Source organism: Vibrio sp. 1-1(7) (genome assembly GCF_013048485.1).
Lineage (GTDB): Bacteria > Pseudomonadota > Gammaproteobacteria > Enterobacterales > Vibrionaceae > Vibrio > Vibrio fujianensis.
The window spans coordinates 68,693-87,210 of record NZ_VHSP01000003.1 but is presented as its reverse complement, the minus strand read 5'-3'; the positions used below and the strand labels follow the sequence as shown (position 1 = coordinate 87,210).

The window sequence follows — 18,518 nt, the reverse complement described above, 5'->3', positions numbered from 1 at the left end:
CCGCATGGAAATAAAGCATAAAATGAGACTTAATGCTGACAGCGATGACAAAAAACGCTGTTTCTTTGGCCAACTTTCTGTTCACACAGTGGTTCCGAGCAGCGCGGGCAAGGTTGTCCGCCTTTACCATACACTTGCAGCTCTTGGGCAAAATAGCCCGGCTTGCCATCGGCTTGCGAAAAATCTTTTAGCGTCGTGCCCCCTTGAATGATCGCCGTTTGCAACACCGATTTAATCTCACGCACTAAAGATTGCCATTCCGCGATAGATAAACTCTGTGCTGGGCGCATTGGATGAATACCGGCACTAAATAATGATTCATTGGCATAAATATTACCGACCCCCACAACGATGGCGTTATCCATAATAAACGCTTTGATCGCAATGCGCTTTTTGCGTGCCTTTTCCATCACATCGTGCGCATTAAACGCTGCCGTTAACGGCTCTGGGCCCAATTTATCTAATATGGGAAGGCTTTCTCCGGCCGGACACCATAACCAAGCGCCGAAACGACGAGGATCGTGGTAGCGCAGAATTTTTCCATTCGTTAACTGAAGATCCACGTGATCATGTTTACCGGCAGGAAAATCCCCTTCCAGCACTCGTAACGAGCCAGACATACCTAAATGGACAATCGCACGACCTATCGGCGTTTTGATCAACAAATATTTTGCTCGACGTGAAATATCTTCAATTGGCTGACCTTCCATCTTATGCAGTGCCGCTGGGATTGGCCAGCGCAATTTGGGGCAACGGAAGGTCAACTGTTTTACCGTCTGACCAATTAAATGCGGTGAAATACCCATACGGCTGACTTCAACTTCAGGTAACTCTGGCACGACGGCTCCTTATCGCTTGCAGCAAGAGAGAAAAAGTAGACTCGTTATAGAGGAAAGAGGTAATCATCTGGGGTCGAAATGGCGATCCAGCGATTTTGCCAGTTTTTAAATAGCCAAAACTGCGGTGCCTGATAATACGTGATCCGTTGTGGCTCTTCCACTCCCTGATACCAAACTTCAATGGTTTGTGGCCCGCTCAAGCTTGGCTGTAATGAGCGTACGGTTTGTTCATCGACCTCGGTACCAACTAACGCCTGCCAACGTTGTGCCAATTGTGCCGCAGGTAGTTCAATAGAAGGCATAACTTGCCACTCACCTTGCTCAAGGGTTAGCTCAAACGCTGGTGTATATATCGCCTGTAATGGTGTGTTGAGATTAAATAAACTGGGATACGCTTGTGCTTCACTTGGATCAGAAGCGAGATAGGATTTGAGTAATGGCGGAATGTTCAGCACCCCGATAAACAGCAGGACCAAAATGATCAGGATATTGTTCCATCGCCGACGACGATACGGGGCAATACGCATACAGCATTCCTTAACCGAGAGAGACTGAATGAACAAAGCATAGCAAAGTCGGTCACGAGGTTCTAGAACCTAGAACCTAGAACCTAGAACCTAGAACCTAGAACCTAGAACCTAGAACCTAGAACCTAGAACCTAGAACCTAGAACCTAGAACCTAGAACCTAGAACCTATTTTTCCACATAAAGAAAAAACCCAACCAAATTGGCTGGGTTTTCTGCTACTTGCAAGAAAAGGGGTAATCAATTACTTGATTTTACCTTCTTTATACACAACGTGCTGGCGAACAACTGGATCAAATTTTTTGATCTCAAATTTGCCTGGCATGTTACGTTTGTTCTTGTCAGTAGTGTAGAAGTGACCAGTACCTGCAGAAGATACTAGGCGGATTTTTTCGCGAATGCCTTTAGCCATTGCTCAATTCCTCTTAAACGTTTTCGCCACGTGCACGGATATCAACAAGAACAGCATCAATGCCTTTCTTATCAATGATACGCATGCCTTTAGCAGTTAGACGTAGTTTAACAAAACGTTTTTCGCTCTCTACCCAGAAACGATGAGTTTGTAGGTTCGGCAGAAAACGACGCTTAGTAGCATTTCGTGCGTGTGAGCGGTTGTTACCAACTGCAGGACGCTTACCAGTTACTTGGCATACTCGTGACATGAATGTCTTCTCCAAATCGTTTCAGCTCGATATCAACCTTGGTGGCCGAACCTCTCTCTTTCTAAATAAGAAGTTGAGGTTAAAAACCGTTATGGAAAATCCATACAAGGCTATCAAAGGTCGCGCATTATACTAACTTGACACGCATTGCTCAAGACCCGAACAGATCCTTTTTGCAGGAACTGGTGATCTTTTTTTCTATTGAGCTGACTGAGGTTAAAAAATGTGGGCGAATCATAACAGAAAACCGTAGAAAGCTAAGCATTTTTTGTACATTCTTTCAAATATCCCTCGACCCCTTGTTTTTGCTTATTGCTGAATAAGAATTAAACACGCTTGCCTTTCCCATGTGTCTTATCCTTTAAGTCATATCCAGCCTCGCTCTGCGAACGAAACCACCTCGCCATCTCCCACCACAAAATGGTCAAGTACTCGAATATCAACCAGCGCCAAAGCATCGATCAGCCGTTGAGTAATCCGTCGGTCTGCTTGACTGGGCTCTGCAATGCCTGACGGATGATTGTGAGCTAGAATGACTGCCGCGGCATTATGATGCAGCGCCCGTTTGACGACTTCTCTTGGATAAACACTCGCCGCATCAATAGTGCCTTCAAATAAGACTTCATCTTGTATCACTCGATGCTGGTTATCTAAAAACAACGTATAGAAGGCTTCTCGCTGACGATCCCGTAACACACAAGACAGATAGAGCTTGGTTTGTTGGGGGCTGGTTAAGGCTTCGCCGCGCTTTAAGGTTTCCGCTAAATAACGTTGAGTCATTTCTAATACCGCTTGTAATTGAACATATTTGGCCTCACCCAAACCTTTATGCGCACAAAATTGCGCTTTACTGGCTGAAAATAGCGCGCGCAAGGAACCTGATTCTCGCAATAAAAAGTCTGAGAGTTCTAATACGTTCATGCCTGGAGTCCCCGTTCGCAAGAAAATGGCGAGCAGTTCAGCATCTGAAAGCGCTTGAGGGCCACGAGTGAGTAGTTTTTCTCGTGGCATTGATTCACTTGGGAGTAATTTGAAATGCATCGCGAACGCCCATCCATTGGCTCATTATCACAGTCACAAAGCGCCTTAGTATCCGGTGGTAAAACAGATCCAGTAGTAAAACCGCAGTAGTAAAACAAGATCCAGTAGTAAAACAACATCCAGTACTAAAACAACAGTGTAAATGGATTAGCACTCAGGCCATAACAGGCCTGAGTCACCCTTAGATGCAAATCAATGTGTCATGCAATAATGATGTTCGCTAAAGCTTAAAGTGGCTAACTAAGCTCCCCATTTGTTGTCCCGATTGGGCAAGTCGAGTACTGATGGATTGCGAAAGCTGTAAATTGTCACTCAGTTGGTTGACGATTTGCTGAATCGCAACCAGGTTTTGGTTAATGTCTTCAGCAACCGCACTTTGTTGCTCTGCTGCTGAAGCGGTTTGAATCCCCATATCTTGAATGGTCTCAACCGCATGTGAAATCCCCGCTAAACGTTCTTTAATTAACACGGATTCCTGCGCCGTTGTTTCACCACGCTGTTGGCTAACGTTCATGCTGCTCACCGCTTTATTCACCCCTTGATGCAGTGCGCTGAGCATATTGCTGATCTCTTGAGTGCTATTTTGCGTGCGGCTCGCTAACGAGCGAACTTCGTCAGCAACAACGGCAAAACCTCGGCCTTGATCGCCTGCACGAGCCGCTTCAATGGCCGCATTCAAGGCCAGTAAATTCGTCTGCTCAGCAATTTCACCGATCACATTCAACACATTGGTGATTTTGTCCGTCTGCTGGCTCAGCTCTTGTATCGCCTCAGAAGTCATATTGACTTCATTCACCAGTTCGCTAATACCTTCAATGGCACTGTTAACTTCTTGCTGGGCTTCTTGGATTTGAGCATTGGCCGACTCGATCGCTTGTGAGGTTTCATTGGTATTATTAGCGACCTCTCGTGCTGTGGCACTCATTTCGGTTACCGCGGTCACGACTTTGTCTGTTTCCAAACTGTGCTCGTTCATCTGTTGGCTAGATTGGGTGGTTTGGGTATCTAGCTCTCCTGCGGCTGCTTGTACCTCTTGGGCAGAAGAGCGAATATCTTGGATCAGTGGATGCAGTTTATCCATAAAGGCATTAAAGGCTTTTGCCACATCACCAATTTCATCATTGCTTTCGACGTTCAATCGCGCGGTTAAATCACCGTCTCCAGCTGCAACATCTTGTAGCGAGGCAACAACATGTTGTAAGGGTGCAACGCCACGAGTCACCAACACACTAACCACGATAATAGTAATAATAAGCCCGATGGTGGACAAACCGATGGTTGACCATAATTGCTCAACCGACTGCGCTTCACGCTGAGATCTAAATGTTGCGACTTGGCTGTCGATATCATCAATATAAATGCCCGTCCCCAGTACCCAATCCCATTTGGATAAGTATTCCGCATAACCTAATTTTGGCGCTTGTGCATCAATCGTTGGTTTATGCCAAGAAAAGTAAAGAAAACCATCACCTGATTTGGCGGCGCGAATTAAACCGGCAATCACTTCAACGCCATTCTCATCTTTTAAGCCGTATAAATTTTTTCCTTCCAACGCGGGGTTGATGGCGTGTAATGTGTTAATGCCTTGCGAATCATAAGCAAAAAAGTAGCCATCGCTGTCAAAACGCATCGCTTTTAATAACGCTTTCGCCGCAGCTTTATTCTCTCCGTTGCGATCTTGCTCATATAACGACTTTACTGCGGTCACACCCATCATCAAATATGCTTGCAATTCAGCTTTACGAGTTTCAACTAATTGTTCGCGATATTGGCTCAATTCCTGTTCTAAAGCTTGACGGTTGTTCCAGTGGTTGACAACGGTCAGTAACGCCGTGATCACGATAAGTGGTATCACCGTTAACAGTAAAAGTTTGGTTCTGCTTTTCAAAAAGGTCATAATCAGCATCCTTTCGGCCTATTGTTATTTTATTATTTGCATCGCGCTTTAAAGGGAAGCTAAAGCTTCTTGTTCTATGATGCATAACGAGAAAAAAATATCTGTGAAGGCAGGTCGAGTTTAGTGCGATAACCGCTAAATGGCCGTAAAACAGCCTCGGGTCTGTTGACACGGCTCCAACATTATTCAGAAGTTGTGCTAACATTGCGCCCACTATTTTGAGGAATTCAAGCATGCAAACATTAGCAGGAAAAAAAATTCTGCTTGGCATTAGTGGCGGTATTGCTGCCTATAAATGTGCAGAATTAACGCGTCGTTTTATTGAGCGGGGCGCAGAAGTACGAGTGGTGATGACCCACGCAGCCAAAGAGTTTATTACTCCACTTACGATGCAGGCTGTTTCTGGCCACCCCGTAGCCGACAGCTTACTTGACCCTGCGGCAGAATCCTCTATGGGACACATTGAGCTGGCGAAATGGGCAGACATTGTCTTACTGGCTCCGGCAACCGCAGATTTGATTGCACGATTAGCCGCTGGAATGGGCAATGACTTACTCACGACCTTGGTGTTAGCCACTCAAGCTCCTCTGGTGATCTCGCCTGCCATGAATCAGCAAATGTATAACAATGTCGCTACCCAAGAAAATATTGCCACTTTGGCTCGGCGTGGCGCTTATATTTGGGGGCCGGCCGCGGGAGAACAAGCTTGTGGTGATGTTGGTCCAGGGCGCATGTTAGAGCCGATGGAGCTAGTCACCCGCTGCGAGGCGTTTTTTGCTCCTAAGCCACTAGCTGGTAAGCGGGTACTATTAACCGCGGGGCCAACACGTGAACCGCTAGATCCGGTACGTTATCTATCTAATCATAGTTCAGGAAAAATGGGATTTGCCATTGCTGAAGCTGCCGCTACTTTAGGGGCAAAGGTAACTCTGATTAGCGGGCCAGTGTCGCTGCCGACACCAACCGAGGTGTCACGTATCGATGTACAAAGCGCGTTAGACATGCATCAAACAGTCATGGAACACGCGACAAGCTGTGATATTTTTATTGGCTGTGCGGCGGTCGCTGACTACCGAGCGGAGCAGGTCGCCGAACAAAAAATGAAAAAGAGCGCTCAAAATGACACTCTCAATATTACCTTGGTCAAAAATCCTGATATTGTCGCCTCTGTGGCTGGGTTAGCTGAGCATCGTCCTTTTACCGTTGGTTTCGCTGCAGAAACACAAGACGTAGAAACATACGCACGAGGCAAGTTGACGAAGAAAAATCTTGATATGATCTGCGCAAATGATGTTTCTATCGCCGGTCAAGGCTTTAATAGTAATAACAATGCATTAACCGTTTATTGGCACGATGGCAAGCAGGAACTCCCTCTGGCCAGTAAGCGTGAATTAGCTCAGGCATTAATGTTGTTGATTGCACAACAGCTGTAGCACATGGGTGAGTCAAATTCCCACGTGATGTTGGCTTGCCGTACGAATGATGTTGATTTACCGTACGAATAAAGCATTCCCGTGCAAGCACGCGTTACCCATTATGAATCACCTATCTTATTGGTAAAAAAAGGAAAACGGGTTATGGCCGGTAGTAAGAAAACCAATCGACGTGAAGAAATTCTCCAAGCCCTGGCGCAAATGCTTGAGTCTCATGAAGGGGCTTCACGCATTACTACCGCCAAATTAGCAAAACAAGTGGGTGTCTCAGAAGCGGCCCTTTATCGTCACTTCCCGAGCAAGGCTCGCATGTTTGAAGGCTTGATTGAGTTTATTGAAGAGTCTTTAATGTCACGGATTAACCGCATTCTCGATGAAGAGAAAGATACCTTAAGTCGTCTTCGTTTAGTGATGCAGTTAATTTTAGCCTTTTCTGAGCGTAATCCTGGCTTGACTCGAATTTTATCCGGCCATGCATTAATGTTTGAAAATGAACGATTGCGTGAACGGATCAACCAACTGTACGAACGGATAGAAACCTCATTACGACAAATTTTACGCGAACGTAAACTGCGTGAAGGAAAAGCCTTTCCCGTTGATGAAGGGACACTGGCCGCGCAATTACTGGGACAGGTGGAAGGCAGTTTAAACCGTTTTGTACGCTCCGATTTTAAATATCTGCCTACCGCTAATTTTGATGATTATTGGGCCCTGCTTAGCGCACAAATTAAGTAACCATGATGAGTAAAAAGAAATACGGAAAACCTGAGTTTTCATTGGCCTTAGTGCATCCCAGATATTGGGGCGTATGGGCCGGATTTGGCTTCTTAGCCCTGTTGGTCAATCTGCTGCCTTATCCTGTCTTATTGACGCTGGGGCGAAGCCTAGGCAAGTTTGCCATGCGTTTTGGTAAAAAACGGGTAAAAGTGGCACAACGCAATCTTGAATTAGCCTTCCCCGACATGAGCGCAACAGACATTGACCAGTTTGTGGTGGAGAATTTTAAAAATACCGGCGCGGCCTTGATTGAAACAGGCATAACTTGGTTTTGGCCTACTTGGCGTTTTAAACGGATCTTAGAAGATAAAGATACCGCAGTCATACGCCAATACTCCGAACAAGGTAGAGGCGTACTGCTGTGTTGTGTCCATGCTCTCAATTTGGAAATTACTGCGCGCGCCTTCGCGGTTTTAGGATTACCGGGTTATGGTGCCTATCGCCCTCATAATAATCCGGCATACGATTTTATTCAGTATCGTGGTCGAACGCGTAATGGTAATCAATTGATTGACCGAAAAGATCTGAAAACCATGCTACGCACACTGCGCCAAGGTCAACGTTTGTTCTATCTTCCGGATCACGACTACGGACGTAACAAGTCGGTGTTTGTACCATTTTTTGCGGTCAATAATGCCTGCACCACAACTGGAACCAGTATTTTGGCTTATACCAGTCGGTGTGCCATCGTCATGGGTTCAGGATTTAGGAATGCACAAGGTAAATATGAGATCAGAGCCGACCTTTCGATTGCAGAAAATTACCCACAAAAAGACGAAACTGCCGCAGCCGCTTATATGAACAAATACGTCGAACATGTTATTTTGCGTGCCCCAGAACAGTGGATGTGGCTGCATAAACGCTTTAAAACTTTGCCCGATCCTGAACTGAAGCACAGCCGTTATCATTAACCCCTTGCGCATAAAAACCATTGCCCGTAGCGGCTGAGAGATAAGCGTTCAGCTTGCTGATATCACCGGGTTTTGTTCGCCAATGATCTGAATCATAGGTAATCAAAAGGGAAGTCCGTTACACTGGCTTCCCTTTTCATTTTTCGCTCTTACCATGATGTATAACGACCAATTTGTGATGTTGCTGGCGGTGTTTGAACGTGCGGCCTTACTGCTGATGGTGCTATTTTGGCTAACACGGTTACACCTAATTCAAACCATTGTGCAAAAAACCGAGCGTCGCCCGACAGAAACAGCACTGCTGGCAGCCCTTTTTATCGGCTTTGCTCTATTTAGTACCTACACGGGCGTCAACGTCGATGGCTCATTGGTCAATGTTCGCATTATTGCCATTGTCGCTGGCGGGATTTTGTTTGGCCCATGGGTTGGGATCAGTGCCGGAGTTGTCTCTGGGCTGCATCGCTACTTAATTGATATTAATGGCCCAACGTCACAAGCCTGCTTAATTGCCAGTATCGTAGCCGGTTTATTATCGGCGTTGATCCATTATCGAGCCGATAAAATACATTATGCCCGCTATGGCATTTTAGTTGGCATGGTGTGTGAAGCGCTGACGATGGGGTTAATTGTCCTACTCGCAGAAGATCACCCGCTAGCTTATAACATTGTCAGCCATATTAGCTTTCCGATGATCGCCGGCACACTCTGTATTGGCTTAATTATTCAACTAGTTCAACACATTGATGATGAGAAAGAACGACTGGCCGCCTTGCAAGCCAAACAAGCCCTTCATATTGCGACCCAAACACTGCCCTATTTTCGCCAAGGAGGCCGCAGTGCCCTCACCAAAGGGTGTCAAGTCATCCGTCACAATACTCAGGCCGATGCAGTAGCCATTACCGACACACAAGACGTTCTCGCCTATGTTGGTATTGGTGAAGAAGAGTATCTCGATGCGCATCATCAAATTAGTGAGCTGACTCAGCAAGCGGTAAAACTGGGTCAGCAGATCATCAGTAACAATTTGAATCTATATCATTTTCGTTCTTTATTGATTATTCCCCTATGGGAAAATCAGCAGGTAACCGGCACTTTAAAGATTTTTTATCGACAGCCCAATCGAATTCATCGTCCGTTAAAAGAGATGGCGATTGGCTTATCACAGCTGATTTCAACCCAGTTGGAAGTGTCGCGTGTTGAACAACTCAAAGAGATGGCTAGCCAAGCCGAATTCTCGGCCCTGCAAAGCAAGATCAATCCGCATTTTCTATTCAACGCACTGAATGCGATTGCGAGTTTGATTCGCCTGCGTCCGGATGAGGCACGCAGCTTAATCGGTAATTTGGCTGACTTTTTGCGCTATAACTTACACTGCACACAACGGTTCATTCCACTCGATGACGCTCTCAAACAAGTGCGTGATTATGTTGCCATTGAACAAGCACGGTTCGGTCACAAATTAAAAGTTCACTTCGATGTCGAACCGGTGTCTATCTCGGTTGCGCCTTTGTTGATCCAACCTTTAGTGGAAAATGCCATCCAACATGGGTTTCAACCTTCTGCCCACGCTTGTGAGATCACGATTCAAGTGCGGGCCACCGCTCAAGGTGCGCAGGTAACCATTACCGATACTGGTGTCGGTATCGCACCAGAGTTAATTGAACAACTCTATCAAGGAGAAATTAATAGCCAGCATATCGGGCTAATGAATGTACATCAGCGGTTACAATTATTGTACGGTCAAGGGCTACGCATTGAACGATTAAACCCTGGAACACAAATTCGCTTCGATATTCTGACTAAGGGGAAAGCATGTTACGCGCAATAGTGGTTGAGGATGAATATCTGGCTCAAGAGGAGCTACGTTATTTAATTGAAAAACATAGTGATATCAAGATTATCGCCAGCTTTGACGATGGTTTGTCAGCGTTAAAATATCTACAAAACCATCCGGTAGATGTGTTGTTTTTAGACATTAATATGCCAGCCATGGATGGCATGCTGTTAGCACGTAGCTTGCCGCCGGCGATTCGACCTCCTTATATTATTTTCACCACGGCCTACAAAGAACACGCGGCAGAAGCCTTTGAACTGGAAGCTTTTGATTATTTATTAAAACCACTCAATGAACAACGAGTGAAAAATGTGCTCGATAAATTACAACTGACGCAGGTAATCAGTCAACCGATTCCCTGCAGTGCGCCACTGCATCTTATGCGCGACAATCGGATTCGGATTACCGAGCCTGAGCAGGTGATTTATGCCATGGCGAAGGAGAAAATTACTCTGGTCTATTGTGATGACGGTGAGTTTTATGTGCCATATCCGATCAGCGAGCTATGCGAACAGCTTCCCGCCCACTCTTTTTTCCGCTGTCACCGCTCTTATTGTGTCAACCTTACTCGCGTGCAGGAAATCATCCCTTGGGTCAACAGTACTTATCTGCTCCATTTACAGGGAAGTGAAGCCACTATTCCTGTCAGTCGAAGTAACTTAAAAACCTTCCGCGAGCGAATGCAATTGTAATTCATGCCAAATAATTGCATTTGATGCGCCAGTAATGCAGCTCATTTTATCTTGCTTTAACCCTATTGCTGATAGGGGAATAAGGCTCGTATCTTAACGGTAATCCTTACTCATTTTGTTATGGAGTACCGTTATGCGACACATGATTACCCCAAGATTACAGACCTTAATTGGCACCGTGATTGCACAATTTGCGCTCGGCTCTGTGTATACCTGGAGCTTATTTAACGCACCTCTCGCGGAAAAATTAGCCGCGCCGGTGAATCAGGTTGCCTTTTCTTTTGGGCTATTAACCTTGGCGCTTGCTTTGGCCTCTTCCGTATCTGGCTTACTGCAAAAACGATTTGGTGTACGTCGTGTCACTATTGCTGCAGGGTTAGTCTTGAGCTTGGGTTTACTCTGGGCTGGGCAAGTTTCCCAAGTCTGGTTACTGTATGTCAGTGCTGGTTTGATCCTTGGCTTTGCCGATGGCACTGGCTACTTAATGACCTTGTCTAACTGCGTGCGGTTTTTCCCTGAACGTAAAGGCTTAGCTTCAGCTTGTGCCATTGGCGCATATGGGTTGGGTAGCTTAGGGTTTAAATACATTAACCTATATTTTCTTGAGCAAAGTGGCGTAAGCATGACCTTTACCATGTGGGCACTGATTGCGGGAAGCTTGGTGGTGCTCGGTGGCTTATTAATGCACGATGCCCCCATTCAAACAACCAGCCAAGTCAACAATAGTAGCGACCAACGCCAAGAATACTCATTACAACAAAGCACTAAAACGCCTCAATTTTGGCTATTGGCTACGGTCTTTTTCACCATTTGTATGAGCGGTTTATACGTAATTGGCGTAGCAAAAGACGTAGGCGAACTGCAAGTACACCTCTCAACTGCGGCGGCCGCTTCTTCGGTAGCGATTCTGGCGATGGCTAATTTAGCGGGACGTTTAGTCCTGGGCATTTTGTCGGATAAAATGGAGCGCCGCAAAGTGGTGGGGATTGCGTTACTGATCTGTACCTTAGGTGTGAGCATCTTACTCTTTGTCCCCCTCAATGAAATGCGATTTTTTATGGCGATTGCCTGTGTTGCATTCAGTTTTGGCGGCGCGATTACGGTATTTCCAACCTTAGTCAGTGATTACTTTGGGCTCAATTCTTTGACCCAAAACTATGGGGTTATTTATCTTGGTTTTGGCCTAGGAAGCTTTTTTGGATCGATGGTTGCTTCTTTATTTGGCGGGTTTGAAGCGACTTTCAGCGTGATGTTACTGCTGCTCGGTGTATCACTGTGTATTGCTCTTTGGCTACGTGCGCCGAAAGAGACACAATCCACAGCTATCAGTTGGCAAGCCTCTTTATCTTCACACACTCGCTAAGCGATTAGGAACGGATTCACAATCAGAAAAGACTCCGCGGCTGGCTTCTATCACCAGCCGCGATTTTATTTAGCCGTTCACACCATACTGAGCACGATAAGCTTTCACTGCATCCAGTTGGGCAGCATCCGTTCCTTGCTCTTGTAAATAGGTAACCAAATCGTTCAAGCTCACAATAGAGATGATCTGACAGCCAAAATCACGTTCAACTTCCTGAATCGCCGACAGTTCGCTTTTACCTTTCTCTTGACGATCAATCGCCACTAAAACGCCCGCTAACTCAGCGCCATTGGCTTGAATGATTGCCATTGACTCACGAATCGCTGTCCCTGCGGTAATCACATCATCCACCAGCATAATGCGCCCTTCCAGCGCGGAGCCGACTAAGTTGCCACCTTCACCATGATCTTTGGCTTCTTTGCGGTTAAAACAGTAAGGCGTATCGATATCGTGGTGATCCGCTAAGGCCACGGCGGTAGTGGTGGCAATCGGAATCCCTTTGTAAGCAGGGCCAAACAGCACATCAAACTCAATACCAGAATCTGCCAGTGCCGCGGCATAAAAACGGCCGAGTCGCGCCAAATCACGCCCCGTATTAAACAGGCCAGCGTTAAAAAAGTAAGGGCTTTTACGACCGGACTTCAAAGTAAACTCACCAAATTTCAACACTTCCTTTTCTAAGGCAAACTCAATAAATTCACGCTGGTAGGCTTTCATGAATACTCTCTCGATGTTGGTTTTAGGTTCTAGGACCTAGGACCTAGGTTCTAACTTCTTGCAATAGATAAAAAAATAGCCCCCTTAATGGGAGCTACTGACTCAATCATTCCGCTAACGCGGCTTTCTGCTCGGCGATGATCTCACCAATGCCTTTCTTGGCCGACGCCAGTAACGCTAGCAATTGATCATGGCTGAATGGTTCGCCTTCTGCCGTGCCTTGAATTTCGATCATCTTGCCTTCTTCCGTCATCACCACATTCATGTCAGTATCGGCAGCTGAGTCTTCAACGTACTCTAAATCACACAGTACCTCATCCCCTAAAATGCCAACCGAAACAGCAGCAACATGACCTTTCATTGGGTTCTTTTTTAATTTTCCTTGTGCCACAAGGTGGGAAAAAGCATCGGCCATCGCCACACTTGCGCCAGAAATAGAAGCGGTACGAGTTCCACCATCGGCCTGAATCACATCACAGTCAACCGTAATCATAAACTCGCCCATCGCTTCCAGATCCACCACCGCACGTAAGCTGCGCGCGATCAAACGTTGAATTTCCATCGTACGACCACCTTGCTTGCCAGTCGTCGCTTCACGGCGGGTACGCGAATGCGTCGCGCGGGGCAACATGCCATATTCCGCGGTTACCCAGCCTTTACCTTGACCTTTTAGCCAACGCGGTACATTTTCTTCCACCGTTGCATTACACAAAACTTTAGTATTACCGAATTCAACGAGTACTGAGCCTTCAGCATACGCCGTATAATTGCGAGTGATTTTAATTGGGCGAACTTGATCTGCCGCGCGGTCATTTGGACGCATGGTTAAATGCCTTTTGTGAAGGAATAAACAAGATTGGAGCGAGATTATACTGGAAATAACGGTTAGGTGCTAGGTGCGAGCAATAGTCAAAACTCAAACGGAATACACAAGCAATCCATGCTCACTCGCTTTTCAACTATCTGGATCACCAAGCAAGCTGGATCATCAAGTAAGTGAGTAGGGATCGAACCTAGGATCTCGCCAATCTTTGCCGTATTATTGACTTATTGCGCTAAAAAGCCGACTCAATTAAGGATATGGTAATGATTTACAGCATGACTGCCTACGCACGCAAAGAACTGAAAGGCGAATGGGGCACCGCCGTATGGGAAATTCGTTCTGTTAACCAACGTTATTTAGAAACTTATTTTCGCTTACCCGAACAGTTTCGTAGCCTAGAACCGGTTCTTCGTGAACGTTTTCGTCAACGATTAGCCCGTGGCAAAGTTGAATGTCACTTACGTTATGAAGCCAGTGCCGCTGCACATAGTGAACTGATCATTAATGAACCGCTTGCCGAGCAAGTAATTAAAGCTGCCAACCAGATCATGCATATGACCGGTGAACTCAGCCGCATCAACCCATTCCAAGTGATGCAATGGCCGGGAGTGATGGAAACCCCAGAACAAGACATGGATAGCATTAACAAAACACTGCTAGCAGGTTTCGATGATGCGCTAAGCGATTTTATTGAAGCACGTGGTCGTGAAGGCGACAATATGAAAGCGTTAATTGAACAACGCTTAACGGCTATTGGCGAAGAAGTGGTAAAAGTTCGCGCACGAATGCCAGAAATTCTCCAATGGCAACGTGAGCGTCTATTCAGTAAATTTGAAGAAGCCAACATTGAATTAGATACCTCTCGTGTCGAGCAAGAACTCATTCTACTGGCACAAAAATCCGATGTAGCAGAAGAGCTGGATCGCCTCGACTCTCATATTAAAGAAACTCGTAATGTGCTTAAGAAAGGCGGTGCTTGTGGCCGAAAACTCGACTTTATGATGCAAGAATTTAACCGTGAATCGAACACACTGGCCTCAAAATCGATCTCGACCGATATCACCGCTTCTGGTGTAGAGCTGAAAGTGCTGATTGAACAAATGCGTGAGCAGATCCAAAATATCGAATAAGGGTTTTTGAGTCTCTTTGCGCTTACTTAATCTTACCAAGTCCCTGTAAATAGGGGCTTTTTTGTTTTCAGAAGATTTCAGGTCTTTGCCTCTGTTTTCAACCAACTGGTGAGTTTAGTGGTGAGTAGGATTGATCTAGTATGCCCTTAAATGGTGAGTAACTTTCCATGACAAGGAGAACACTATGGGCAAGCTCAATGCACGTAAAGTCGCCGCTTTAGCCAAAGATGAACCACGCAAAACCGCAGACGGTAATGGCCTGTACTTCGTTGTACCCGCATCTGGAGAACCGTTTTGGATCTTGCGATTTTCAATCAACGGCAGTCGTCCAGAAATGACACTTGGGTCCTACCCAGAACTATCCCTTGCTGACGCACGCGATGCCGCCTTCCAGCAGCGAAAGCTCATTAAACAAGGCATAAATCCACTGGCCGAACGTCAACGCCGTCAATGGTCAGGTATAGAAACCGTCGAGCAACTGTTCGATGATTGGTATAAAAACGATCTTCAAGTAAGACTGCAACACGCCAACATCCCCAAGCGTATCTACACCAAAGAAATCCACCCAGTGATGGGCAAAATAAGAATCGATCAAGTCACTGCTCTTGATGTAAGAGAAGTAATCAAGCGCGTCGTAGATAGTGGCCGCAAAAGCATCGCAAATGACACCTTGATGTACATGAAACAGCTTTTTCGACATGCAAACAAACTCGACCTCACACAGTTCAACCCGGCAGCAGCTTTTCGTGTCAACGACGCAGGAGGTGTTGAAAAAAGTCGAGAGCGTGTTTTGACCGAAGACGAGATAGCAACTGTGTTTCGAGTGTTCAGAGAGAACAATGTAAGCTTTACACGAGAAAACTATCTAGCTTGCTGCTTATATCTAGTGCTAGGCGTCAGAAATAGCGAGCTCTGCCAAGCGCCTTGGGATGAGTTTGATTTAGATAATGGGATCTGGGAGCTCCCCAAAGAGAGAACCAAAAATGGCATACCATTAACTATCCCACTTCCTCGCCAAGCTGTGGAATGGCTGCAAGAACTCAAAATCAGAGCTCTTGATTCCGATTATGTATTTCCGAGTAGAAGGAGGAGCAAAAATCCATACATGGGCTCAGATACAATAACCACCGCTATTAAATATTTGTTTGGTCGTGACAAAGAGAGGCCAACCAAAAATAAAATGGAAGGGGTTGATTACTTTGTTGTCCATGACCTGCGTCGTACCTTCAGAACACTGGCTTCAGCCGAGGGCATTGATGGTCAAGTGGCTGAAAGGTGTCTAAATCACAAACTCAAAGGGGTTGAAGGCATCTACAACCGCCACGATTTTCTGGAGGAGCGACGAGAAGCACACCAGAAAGTTGCAGATCGTATATGCCATTTACTGTGATCGACAAGGGTACGCATTCTTAAATGCATCATACAGATTTACCCTTAAACCAGGCCCTGTAAGCAATGTACTGGGCCCTGGAGTAAAATCAGGCTGTTCTCGATACAGCAGCTCAAGGGATCGATCGACATGAGATCTTACTGATTCAAACTGAATGTTTCTTGGTAAGCAAAGCTGACCATTATCTTGAGGCATACTGACCCAACGCACGATATCATTTGCTCTTTTAAGATCAGGGCGAAGTAACGCCGCATCTTCAACCCACTGAGTCCAAAAAGAAGCTGATTGCAAAAAACCTTTTAGGAAAAAGTTGCACGCTTGGTTAGGCTGACCACACATCTGCTTCCAGTCACCATATGTGAGCTCATAACTAGGCACAGCATATGCTTGGGCAGATAAACCTACCGATAAACATACACTGAGGACTTTCAACGGTACACCACTTCTCATTTTTCTTTTAAGTGCAAACTTACTAGGCATTTTTGCTCTCCATGACTATTCCATCAACCACAAAGCTTAGATATCCTAAGTATACAGAATCATAAAAAACTTAGAAGATCTAAGCATCTAGAGATTGTCGATGAATGTGATTTGCCAAACCCAAGCCCCCTACCAATACGCCTTAAAGAGGCAAGAACGCGAGCAGGCATCAGCCAAAAAACGCTCGGTATTCGTATTGGTATGGACCCAAGTGTGGCGAGTGGACGCATGAACCATTATGAGAAAGGCCGCCATACGCCTGATATCAACACGTTAAGAAAAATGGCAGAAGAACTAAACGTACCCATTGCGTTCTTTTTCTGTGATTCGCAAAAGACAGCTGAACTTCTATGCCTTATAGAAAATCTCTCAGAAGAAGAAAAAAGCACACTAATTCAAAAATTAGCTAGTAACCAGCCACACACCTCAAGTAAATCCTAAATTCACTGGGAAATTGGGATACGTGGGAAATAGGGAAAACTATCCATCCTTGTTACTCCCACCCCGCTTTGCCTGATATGCGGCATACCAGTAGACACATCCAACAGCACCAACTGTCAAAAGCAGACCTGCGAACCAATACCAAAGCAAATCCATACAACCTCCTTAAATCGTTGAATCAAATGGGTCGCAGCTAATACCACCACAGTCAAAACTGGTATCAATGCTAGTCATACTGTCATCCCCAAACACATTGCCACCGACATCAATACAAGAATTTTCCATCATGGGAAGGCCACTTGCTGGGTTGATATCACCACACCAAAATGAAGAGCTCGAATCAGAACTGGCATCTGCGATATCTGGCATCAATTCCGCACTCGCCGCGCTGACCCATCCAGCTCGGTATACTCCTGAACTTAATAAGCCAGATGCCGAGCTAGCTCCTATCGATATCGATCCATGCCCTTGGAACCGTTTCGCCTTGTTATTGCTGGCTCTGGGCCTGCCATAACGTCGATGTAGCTTGTTCACGCAATAAGCTGCGGTAAACAGGATAATCAAAAATGAAATTGGGCTGGGCAAGGCAAACAACAGCGTCACAAAAAGAACCAATTTTACTATCACTTTGAGCGGCCAAAGCCAATCAACACGCATCGTTGTCTCCACCTCTTTTTCGGTGAAAGCATGAGGTTCAATACCAGCACTGCCAGGGTGCTTTGAAGACACATCAGCAGAAACGGCGTTCATCTTCAGAATCATGCTGCCTCCTTAGCCATAGAGTGACTCAAATGGGAAAAAACTGTCACGACCAGCGAGTGAGTCTCCTGTGGCACTAGCAAGAAATATAGATCTCCCGTCGGGTGGTGCCAGACTTGGCTGCCATCGTCTCCGTACTTCAGCAGTTTCTGAAATCGTGTACGTTCTGAGAGTCTCGCTTGGCGCAATTCGGGGTTACAAAGCTGTCGTTGCAGGCTTAACCAAGGAGACTTCGTATACCCATGTTGAAAGCGATCCTGATAACGCTGTATGGCATGGCGACTGATTGCCACTGGTCCCAAAACTGGTGAATCAAATACGGGCTGAGGTGAACGATATGGCTGGATCACAGGTATCTGTTCAGTAGAAGCAGCAACACCGACAATTTCATCTGGTTTGAGTTGAGCACCGTCCAGCCACGTCTTTAAATACTGACTCGCTCGCAGCAACTCATCACTTGAGCACTGCTCCAAAGACTGAAAGGTCGTATGTGGAAACCCTATCTCAAGACCTTTACCGCTACTAGGACGATGTCCGAAGACCTGACAGTCCCAGAGCAAAGAGCGTACTGCTGTTAACTCTGCAATAGCTACACGGTTCTCAACTCGTCCAATTTCAACATCAACTATCCCATGCTTTGATAATCCGACGAACCATGCAACGCTGACTTTTCTTTTATTGGCAGATACTGACTGAACTTTTAAGTTCATCACTGGCATATCCTCCTTTTTAATACCAGCGTATCATCGAATTTTAAAATGCAACCCCACTCTCAATAAAAATAAAAGCCTCGCCACTAATTT

The 18,518-nt window shown here is 45.9% G+C and carries 20 protein-coding genes; 9 read left to right on the top strand and 11 right to left on the bottom strand.

Annotated elements, in window-relative coordinates; translation table 11 throughout:
- Positions 1 to 29: 29 nt before the first annotated feature.
- The 6 genes from mutM to FKN05_RS11930 form a co-directional block, all read right to left on the bottom strand.
- The gene (mutM, locus tag FKN05_RS11955; RefSeq protein WP_170887611.1) at positions 30 to 839 is read right to left on the bottom strand and encodes a bifunctional DNA-formamidopyrimidine glycosylase/DNA-(apurinic or apyrimidinic site) lyase; all 810 of its coding nucleotides are present in this window, start codon (positions 837 to 839) and stop codon (positions 30 to 32) included.
- A 44-nt stretch (positions 840 to 883) separates the two neighbouring features.
- Complete coding sequence (locus FKN05_RS11950) at positions 884 to 1,366, bottom strand: hypothetical protein (RefSeq protein ID WP_170887610.1); 483 nt, start codon at positions 1,364 to 1,366, stop codon at positions 884 to 886.
- Between the two features lie 243 nt (positions 1,367 to 1,609).
- Positions 1,610 to 1,777 carry a 50S ribosomal protein L33 gene (gene rpmG, locus FKN05_RS11945; RefSeq protein ID WP_001051800.1) on the bottom strand — a complete coding sequence of 56 codons (168 nt, stop codon included), beginning with the start codon at positions 1,775 to 1,777 and terminating at the stop codon, positions 1,610 to 1,612.
- Between the two features lie 13 nt (positions 1,778 to 1,790).
- Entirely contained in the window at positions 1,791 to 2,027 is a 237-nt protein-coding gene (rpmB, locus tag FKN05_RS11940) for a 50S ribosomal protein L28 (protein ID WP_099610824.1), read from the bottom strand.
- A gap of 366 nt (positions 2,028 to 2,393) precedes the next feature.
- Complete coding sequence (gene radC / locus FKN05_RS11935) at positions 2,394 to 3,068, bottom strand: RadC family protein (protein ID WP_161428437.1); 675 nt, start codon at positions 3,066 to 3,068, stop codon at positions 2,394 to 2,396.
- Positions 3,069 to 3,288: 220 nt separating this feature from the next.
- Positions 3,289 to 4,965 carry a methyl-accepting chemotaxis protein gene (locus FKN05_RS11930; RefSeq protein ID WP_202597941.1) on the bottom strand — a complete coding sequence of 559 codons (1,677 nt, stop codon included), beginning with the start codon at positions 4,963 to 4,965 and terminating at the stop codon, positions 3,289 to 3,291.
- Between the two features lie 233 nt (positions 4,966 to 5,198).
- On the opposite strand from FKN05_RS11930, the gene coaBC reads away from it, so the two are divergent.
- The 6 genes from coaBC to FKN05_RS11900 all read left to right on the top strand — a co-directional run bounded on the left by coaBC (position 5,199) and on the right by FKN05_RS11900 (position 11,975).
- Positions 5,199 to 6,398, top strand: coding sequence for a bifunctional phosphopantothenoylcysteine decarboxylase/phosphopantothenate--cysteine ligase CoaBC (gene coaBC / locus FKN05_RS11925; protein WP_161428438.1), 1,200 nt, complete (start codon positions 5,199 to 5,201; stop codon positions 6,396 to 6,398).
- A 144-nt stretch (positions 6,399 to 6,542) separates the two neighbouring features.
- Positions 6,543 to 7,133 (top strand): nucleoid occlusion factor SlmA, encoded by a 591-nt coding sequence (gene slmA / locus FKN05_RS11920; protein WP_099610827.1) that lies wholly within the window; start codon positions 6,543 to 6,545, stop codon positions 7,131 to 7,133.
- Between the two features lie 5 nt (positions 7,134 to 7,138).
- Entirely contained in the window at positions 7,139 to 8,086 is a 948-nt protein-coding gene (gene lpxL / locus FKN05_RS11915; RefSeq protein WP_170887701.1) for a Kdo(2)-lipid IV(A) acyltransferase, read from the top strand.
- 157 nt (positions 8,087 to 8,243) lie between these two features.
- Positions 8,244 to 9,914 (top strand): LytS/YhcK type 5TM receptor domain-containing protein, encoded by a 1,671-nt coding sequence (locus FKN05_RS11910; protein WP_170887700.1) that lies wholly within the window; start codon positions 8,244 to 8,246, stop codon positions 9,912 to 9,914.
- Positions 9,899 to 10,612: a LytR/AlgR family response regulator transcription factor gene (locus tag FKN05_RS11905; protein ID WP_161428439.1), complete on the top strand. Its 714-nt coding sequence runs from the start codon at positions 9,899 to 9,901 to the stop codon at positions 10,610 to 10,612. The genes FKN05_RS11910 and FKN05_RS11905 overlap by 16 nt, the downstream gene beginning before the upstream one ends.
- A gap of 133 nt (positions 10,613 to 10,745) precedes the next feature.
- Positions 10,746 to 11,975 carry an OFA family MFS transporter gene (locus FKN05_RS11900; RefSeq protein ID WP_099610829.1) on the top strand — a complete coding sequence of 410 codons (1,230 nt, stop codon included), beginning with the start codon at positions 10,746 to 10,748 and terminating at the stop codon, positions 11,973 to 11,975.
- Between the two features lie 69 nt (positions 11,976 to 12,044).
- Here FKN05_RS11900 and pyrE read toward each other — a convergent pair whose 3' ends face one another.
- Together pyrE and rph are read right to left on the bottom strand one after the other, a co-directional pair.
- Complete coding sequence (pyrE, locus tag FKN05_RS11895; protein ID WP_099610830.1) at positions 12,045 to 12,692, bottom strand: orotate phosphoribosyltransferase; 648 nt, start codon at positions 12,690 to 12,692, stop codon at positions 12,045 to 12,047.
- Between the two features lie 106 nt (positions 12,693 to 12,798).
- Positions 12,799 to 13,515, bottom strand: a complete 717-nt coding sequence (gene rph / locus FKN05_RS11890; protein WP_170887609.1) for a ribonuclease PH — start codon at positions 13,513 to 13,515, stop codon at positions 12,799 to 12,801.
- Positions 13,516 to 13,778: 263 nt separating this feature from the next.
- Between rph and FKN05_RS11885 the strand changes: the two genes are divergently transcribed.
- Together FKN05_RS11885 and FKN05_RS11880 are read left to right on the top strand one after the other, a co-directional pair.
- Positions 13,779 to 14,645: a YicC/YloC family endoribonuclease gene (locus FKN05_RS11885; RefSeq protein WP_161428442.1), complete on the top strand. Its 867-nt coding sequence runs from the start codon at positions 13,779 to 13,781 to the stop codon at positions 14,643 to 14,645.
- Between the two features lie 184 nt (positions 14,646 to 14,829).
- The gene (locus tag FKN05_RS11880) at positions 14,830 to 16,035 is read left to right on the top strand and encodes a tyrosine-type recombinase/integrase (protein WP_017042237.1); all 1,206 of its coding nucleotides are present in this window, start codon (positions 14,830 to 14,832) and stop codon (positions 16,033 to 16,035) included.
- Here the strand turns inward: FKN05_RS11880 and FKN05_RS11875 are convergent.
- Complete coding sequence (locus FKN05_RS11875; protein ID WP_170887608.1) at positions 16,027 to 16,515, bottom strand: hypothetical protein; 489 nt, start codon at positions 16,513 to 16,515, stop codon at positions 16,027 to 16,029. The two genes, FKN05_RS11880 and FKN05_RS11875, sit on opposite strands and share 9 nt — an antisense overlap.
- A gap of 111 nt (positions 16,516 to 16,626) precedes the next feature.
- Between FKN05_RS11875 and FKN05_RS11870 the strand changes: the two genes are divergently transcribed.
- Positions 16,627 to 16,956 (top strand): helix-turn-helix domain-containing protein, encoded by a 330-nt coding sequence (locus FKN05_RS11870; protein WP_072605379.1) that lies wholly within the window; start codon positions 16,627 to 16,629, stop codon positions 16,954 to 16,956.
- Positions 16,957 to 17,121: 165 nt separating this feature from the next.
- On the opposite strand, the gene FKN05_RS16660 is transcribed toward FKN05_RS11870, so the two are convergent.
- Together FKN05_RS16660 and FKN05_RS11860 are read right to left on the bottom strand one after the other, a co-directional pair.
- Positions 17,122 to 17,718, bottom strand: a complete 597-nt coding sequence (locus tag FKN05_RS16660) for a hypothetical protein (protein ID WP_249339321.1) — start codon at positions 17,716 to 17,718, stop codon at positions 17,122 to 17,124.
- On the bottom strand, positions 17,715 to 18,425 hold the full coding sequence (locus FKN05_RS11860; protein WP_249339320.1) for a hypothetical protein: 711 nt from the start codon (positions 18,423 to 18,425) through the stop codon (positions 17,715 to 17,717). Before FKN05_RS11860 ends, FKN05_RS16660 begins: the two co-directional genes overlap by 4 nt.
- Positions 18,426 to 18,518 lie beyond the last annotated feature (93 nt).

Excerpts from the sequence above, each read along its gene's own strand:
- FKN05_RS11950 (WP_170887610.1), bottom strand. The coding sequence starts at position 1,366 with ATGCGTATTGCCCCGTATCGTCGTCGGCGATGGAACAATATCCTGATC.
- rpmG (WP_001051800.1), bottom strand. The coding sequence starts at position 1,777 with ATGGCTAAAGGCATTCGCGAAAAAATCCGCCTAGTATCTTCTGCAGGT.
- rpmB (WP_099610824.1), bottom strand. The coding sequence starts at position 2,027 with ATGTCACGAGTATGCCAAGTAACTGGTAAGCGTCCTGCAGTTGGTAAC.
- radC (WP_161428437.1), bottom strand. The coding sequence starts at position 3,068 with ATGCATTTCAAATTACTCCCAAGTGAATCAATGCCACGAGAAAAACTA.
- FKN05_RS11930 (WP_202597941.1), bottom strand. The coding sequence starts at position 4,965 with ATGACCTTTTTGAAAAGCAGAACCAAACTTTTACTGTTAACGGTGATA.
- coaBC (WP_161428438.1), top strand. The coding sequence starts at position 5,199 with ATGCAAACATTAGCAGGAAAAAAAATTCTGCTTGGCATTAGTGGCGGT.
- slmA (WP_099610827.1), top strand. The coding sequence starts at position 6,543 with ATGGCCGGTAGTAAGAAAACCAATCGACGTGAAGAAATTCTCCAAGCC.
- lpxL (WP_170887701.1), top strand. The coding sequence starts at position 7,139 with ATGAGTAAAAAGAAATACGGAAAACCTGAGTTTTCATTGGCCTTAGTG.
- FKN05_RS11910 (WP_170887700.1), top strand. The coding sequence starts at position 8,244 with ATGTATAACGACCAATTTGTGATGTTGCTGGCGGTGTTTGAACGTGCG.
- FKN05_RS11905 (WP_161428439.1), top strand. The coding sequence starts at position 9,899 with ATGTTACGCGCAATAGTGGTTGAGGATGAATATCTGGCTCAAGAGGAG.
- FKN05_RS11900 (WP_099610829.1), top strand. The coding sequence starts at position 10,746 with ATGCGACACATGATTACCCCAAGATTACAGACCTTAATTGGCACCGTG.
- pyrE (WP_099610830.1), bottom strand. The coding sequence starts at position 12,692 with ATGAAAGCCTACCAGCGTGAATTTATTGAGTTTGCCTTAGAAAAGGAA.
- rph (WP_170887609.1), bottom strand. The coding sequence starts at position 13,515 with ATGCGTCCAAATGACCGCGCGGCAGATCAAGTTCGCCCAATTAAAATC.
- FKN05_RS11885 (WP_161428442.1), top strand. The coding sequence starts at position 13,779 with ATGATTTACAGCATGACTGCCTACGCACGCAAAGAACTGAAAGGCGAA.
- FKN05_RS11880 (WP_017042237.1), top strand. The coding sequence starts at position 14,830 with ATGGGCAAGCTCAATGCACGTAAAGTCGCCGCTTTAGCCAAAGATGAA.
- FKN05_RS11875 (WP_170887608.1), bottom strand. The coding sequence starts at position 16,515 with ATGCCTAGTAAGTTTGCACTTAAAAGAAAAATGAGAAGTGGTGTACCG.
- FKN05_RS16660 (WP_249339321.1), bottom strand. The coding sequence starts at position 17,718 with ATGATTCTGAAGATGAACGCCGTTTCTGCTGATGTGTCTTCAAAGCAC.
- FKN05_RS11860 (WP_249339320.1), bottom strand. The coding sequence starts at position 18,425 with ATGAACTTAAAAGTTCAGTCAGTATCTGCCAATAAAAGAAAAGTCAGC.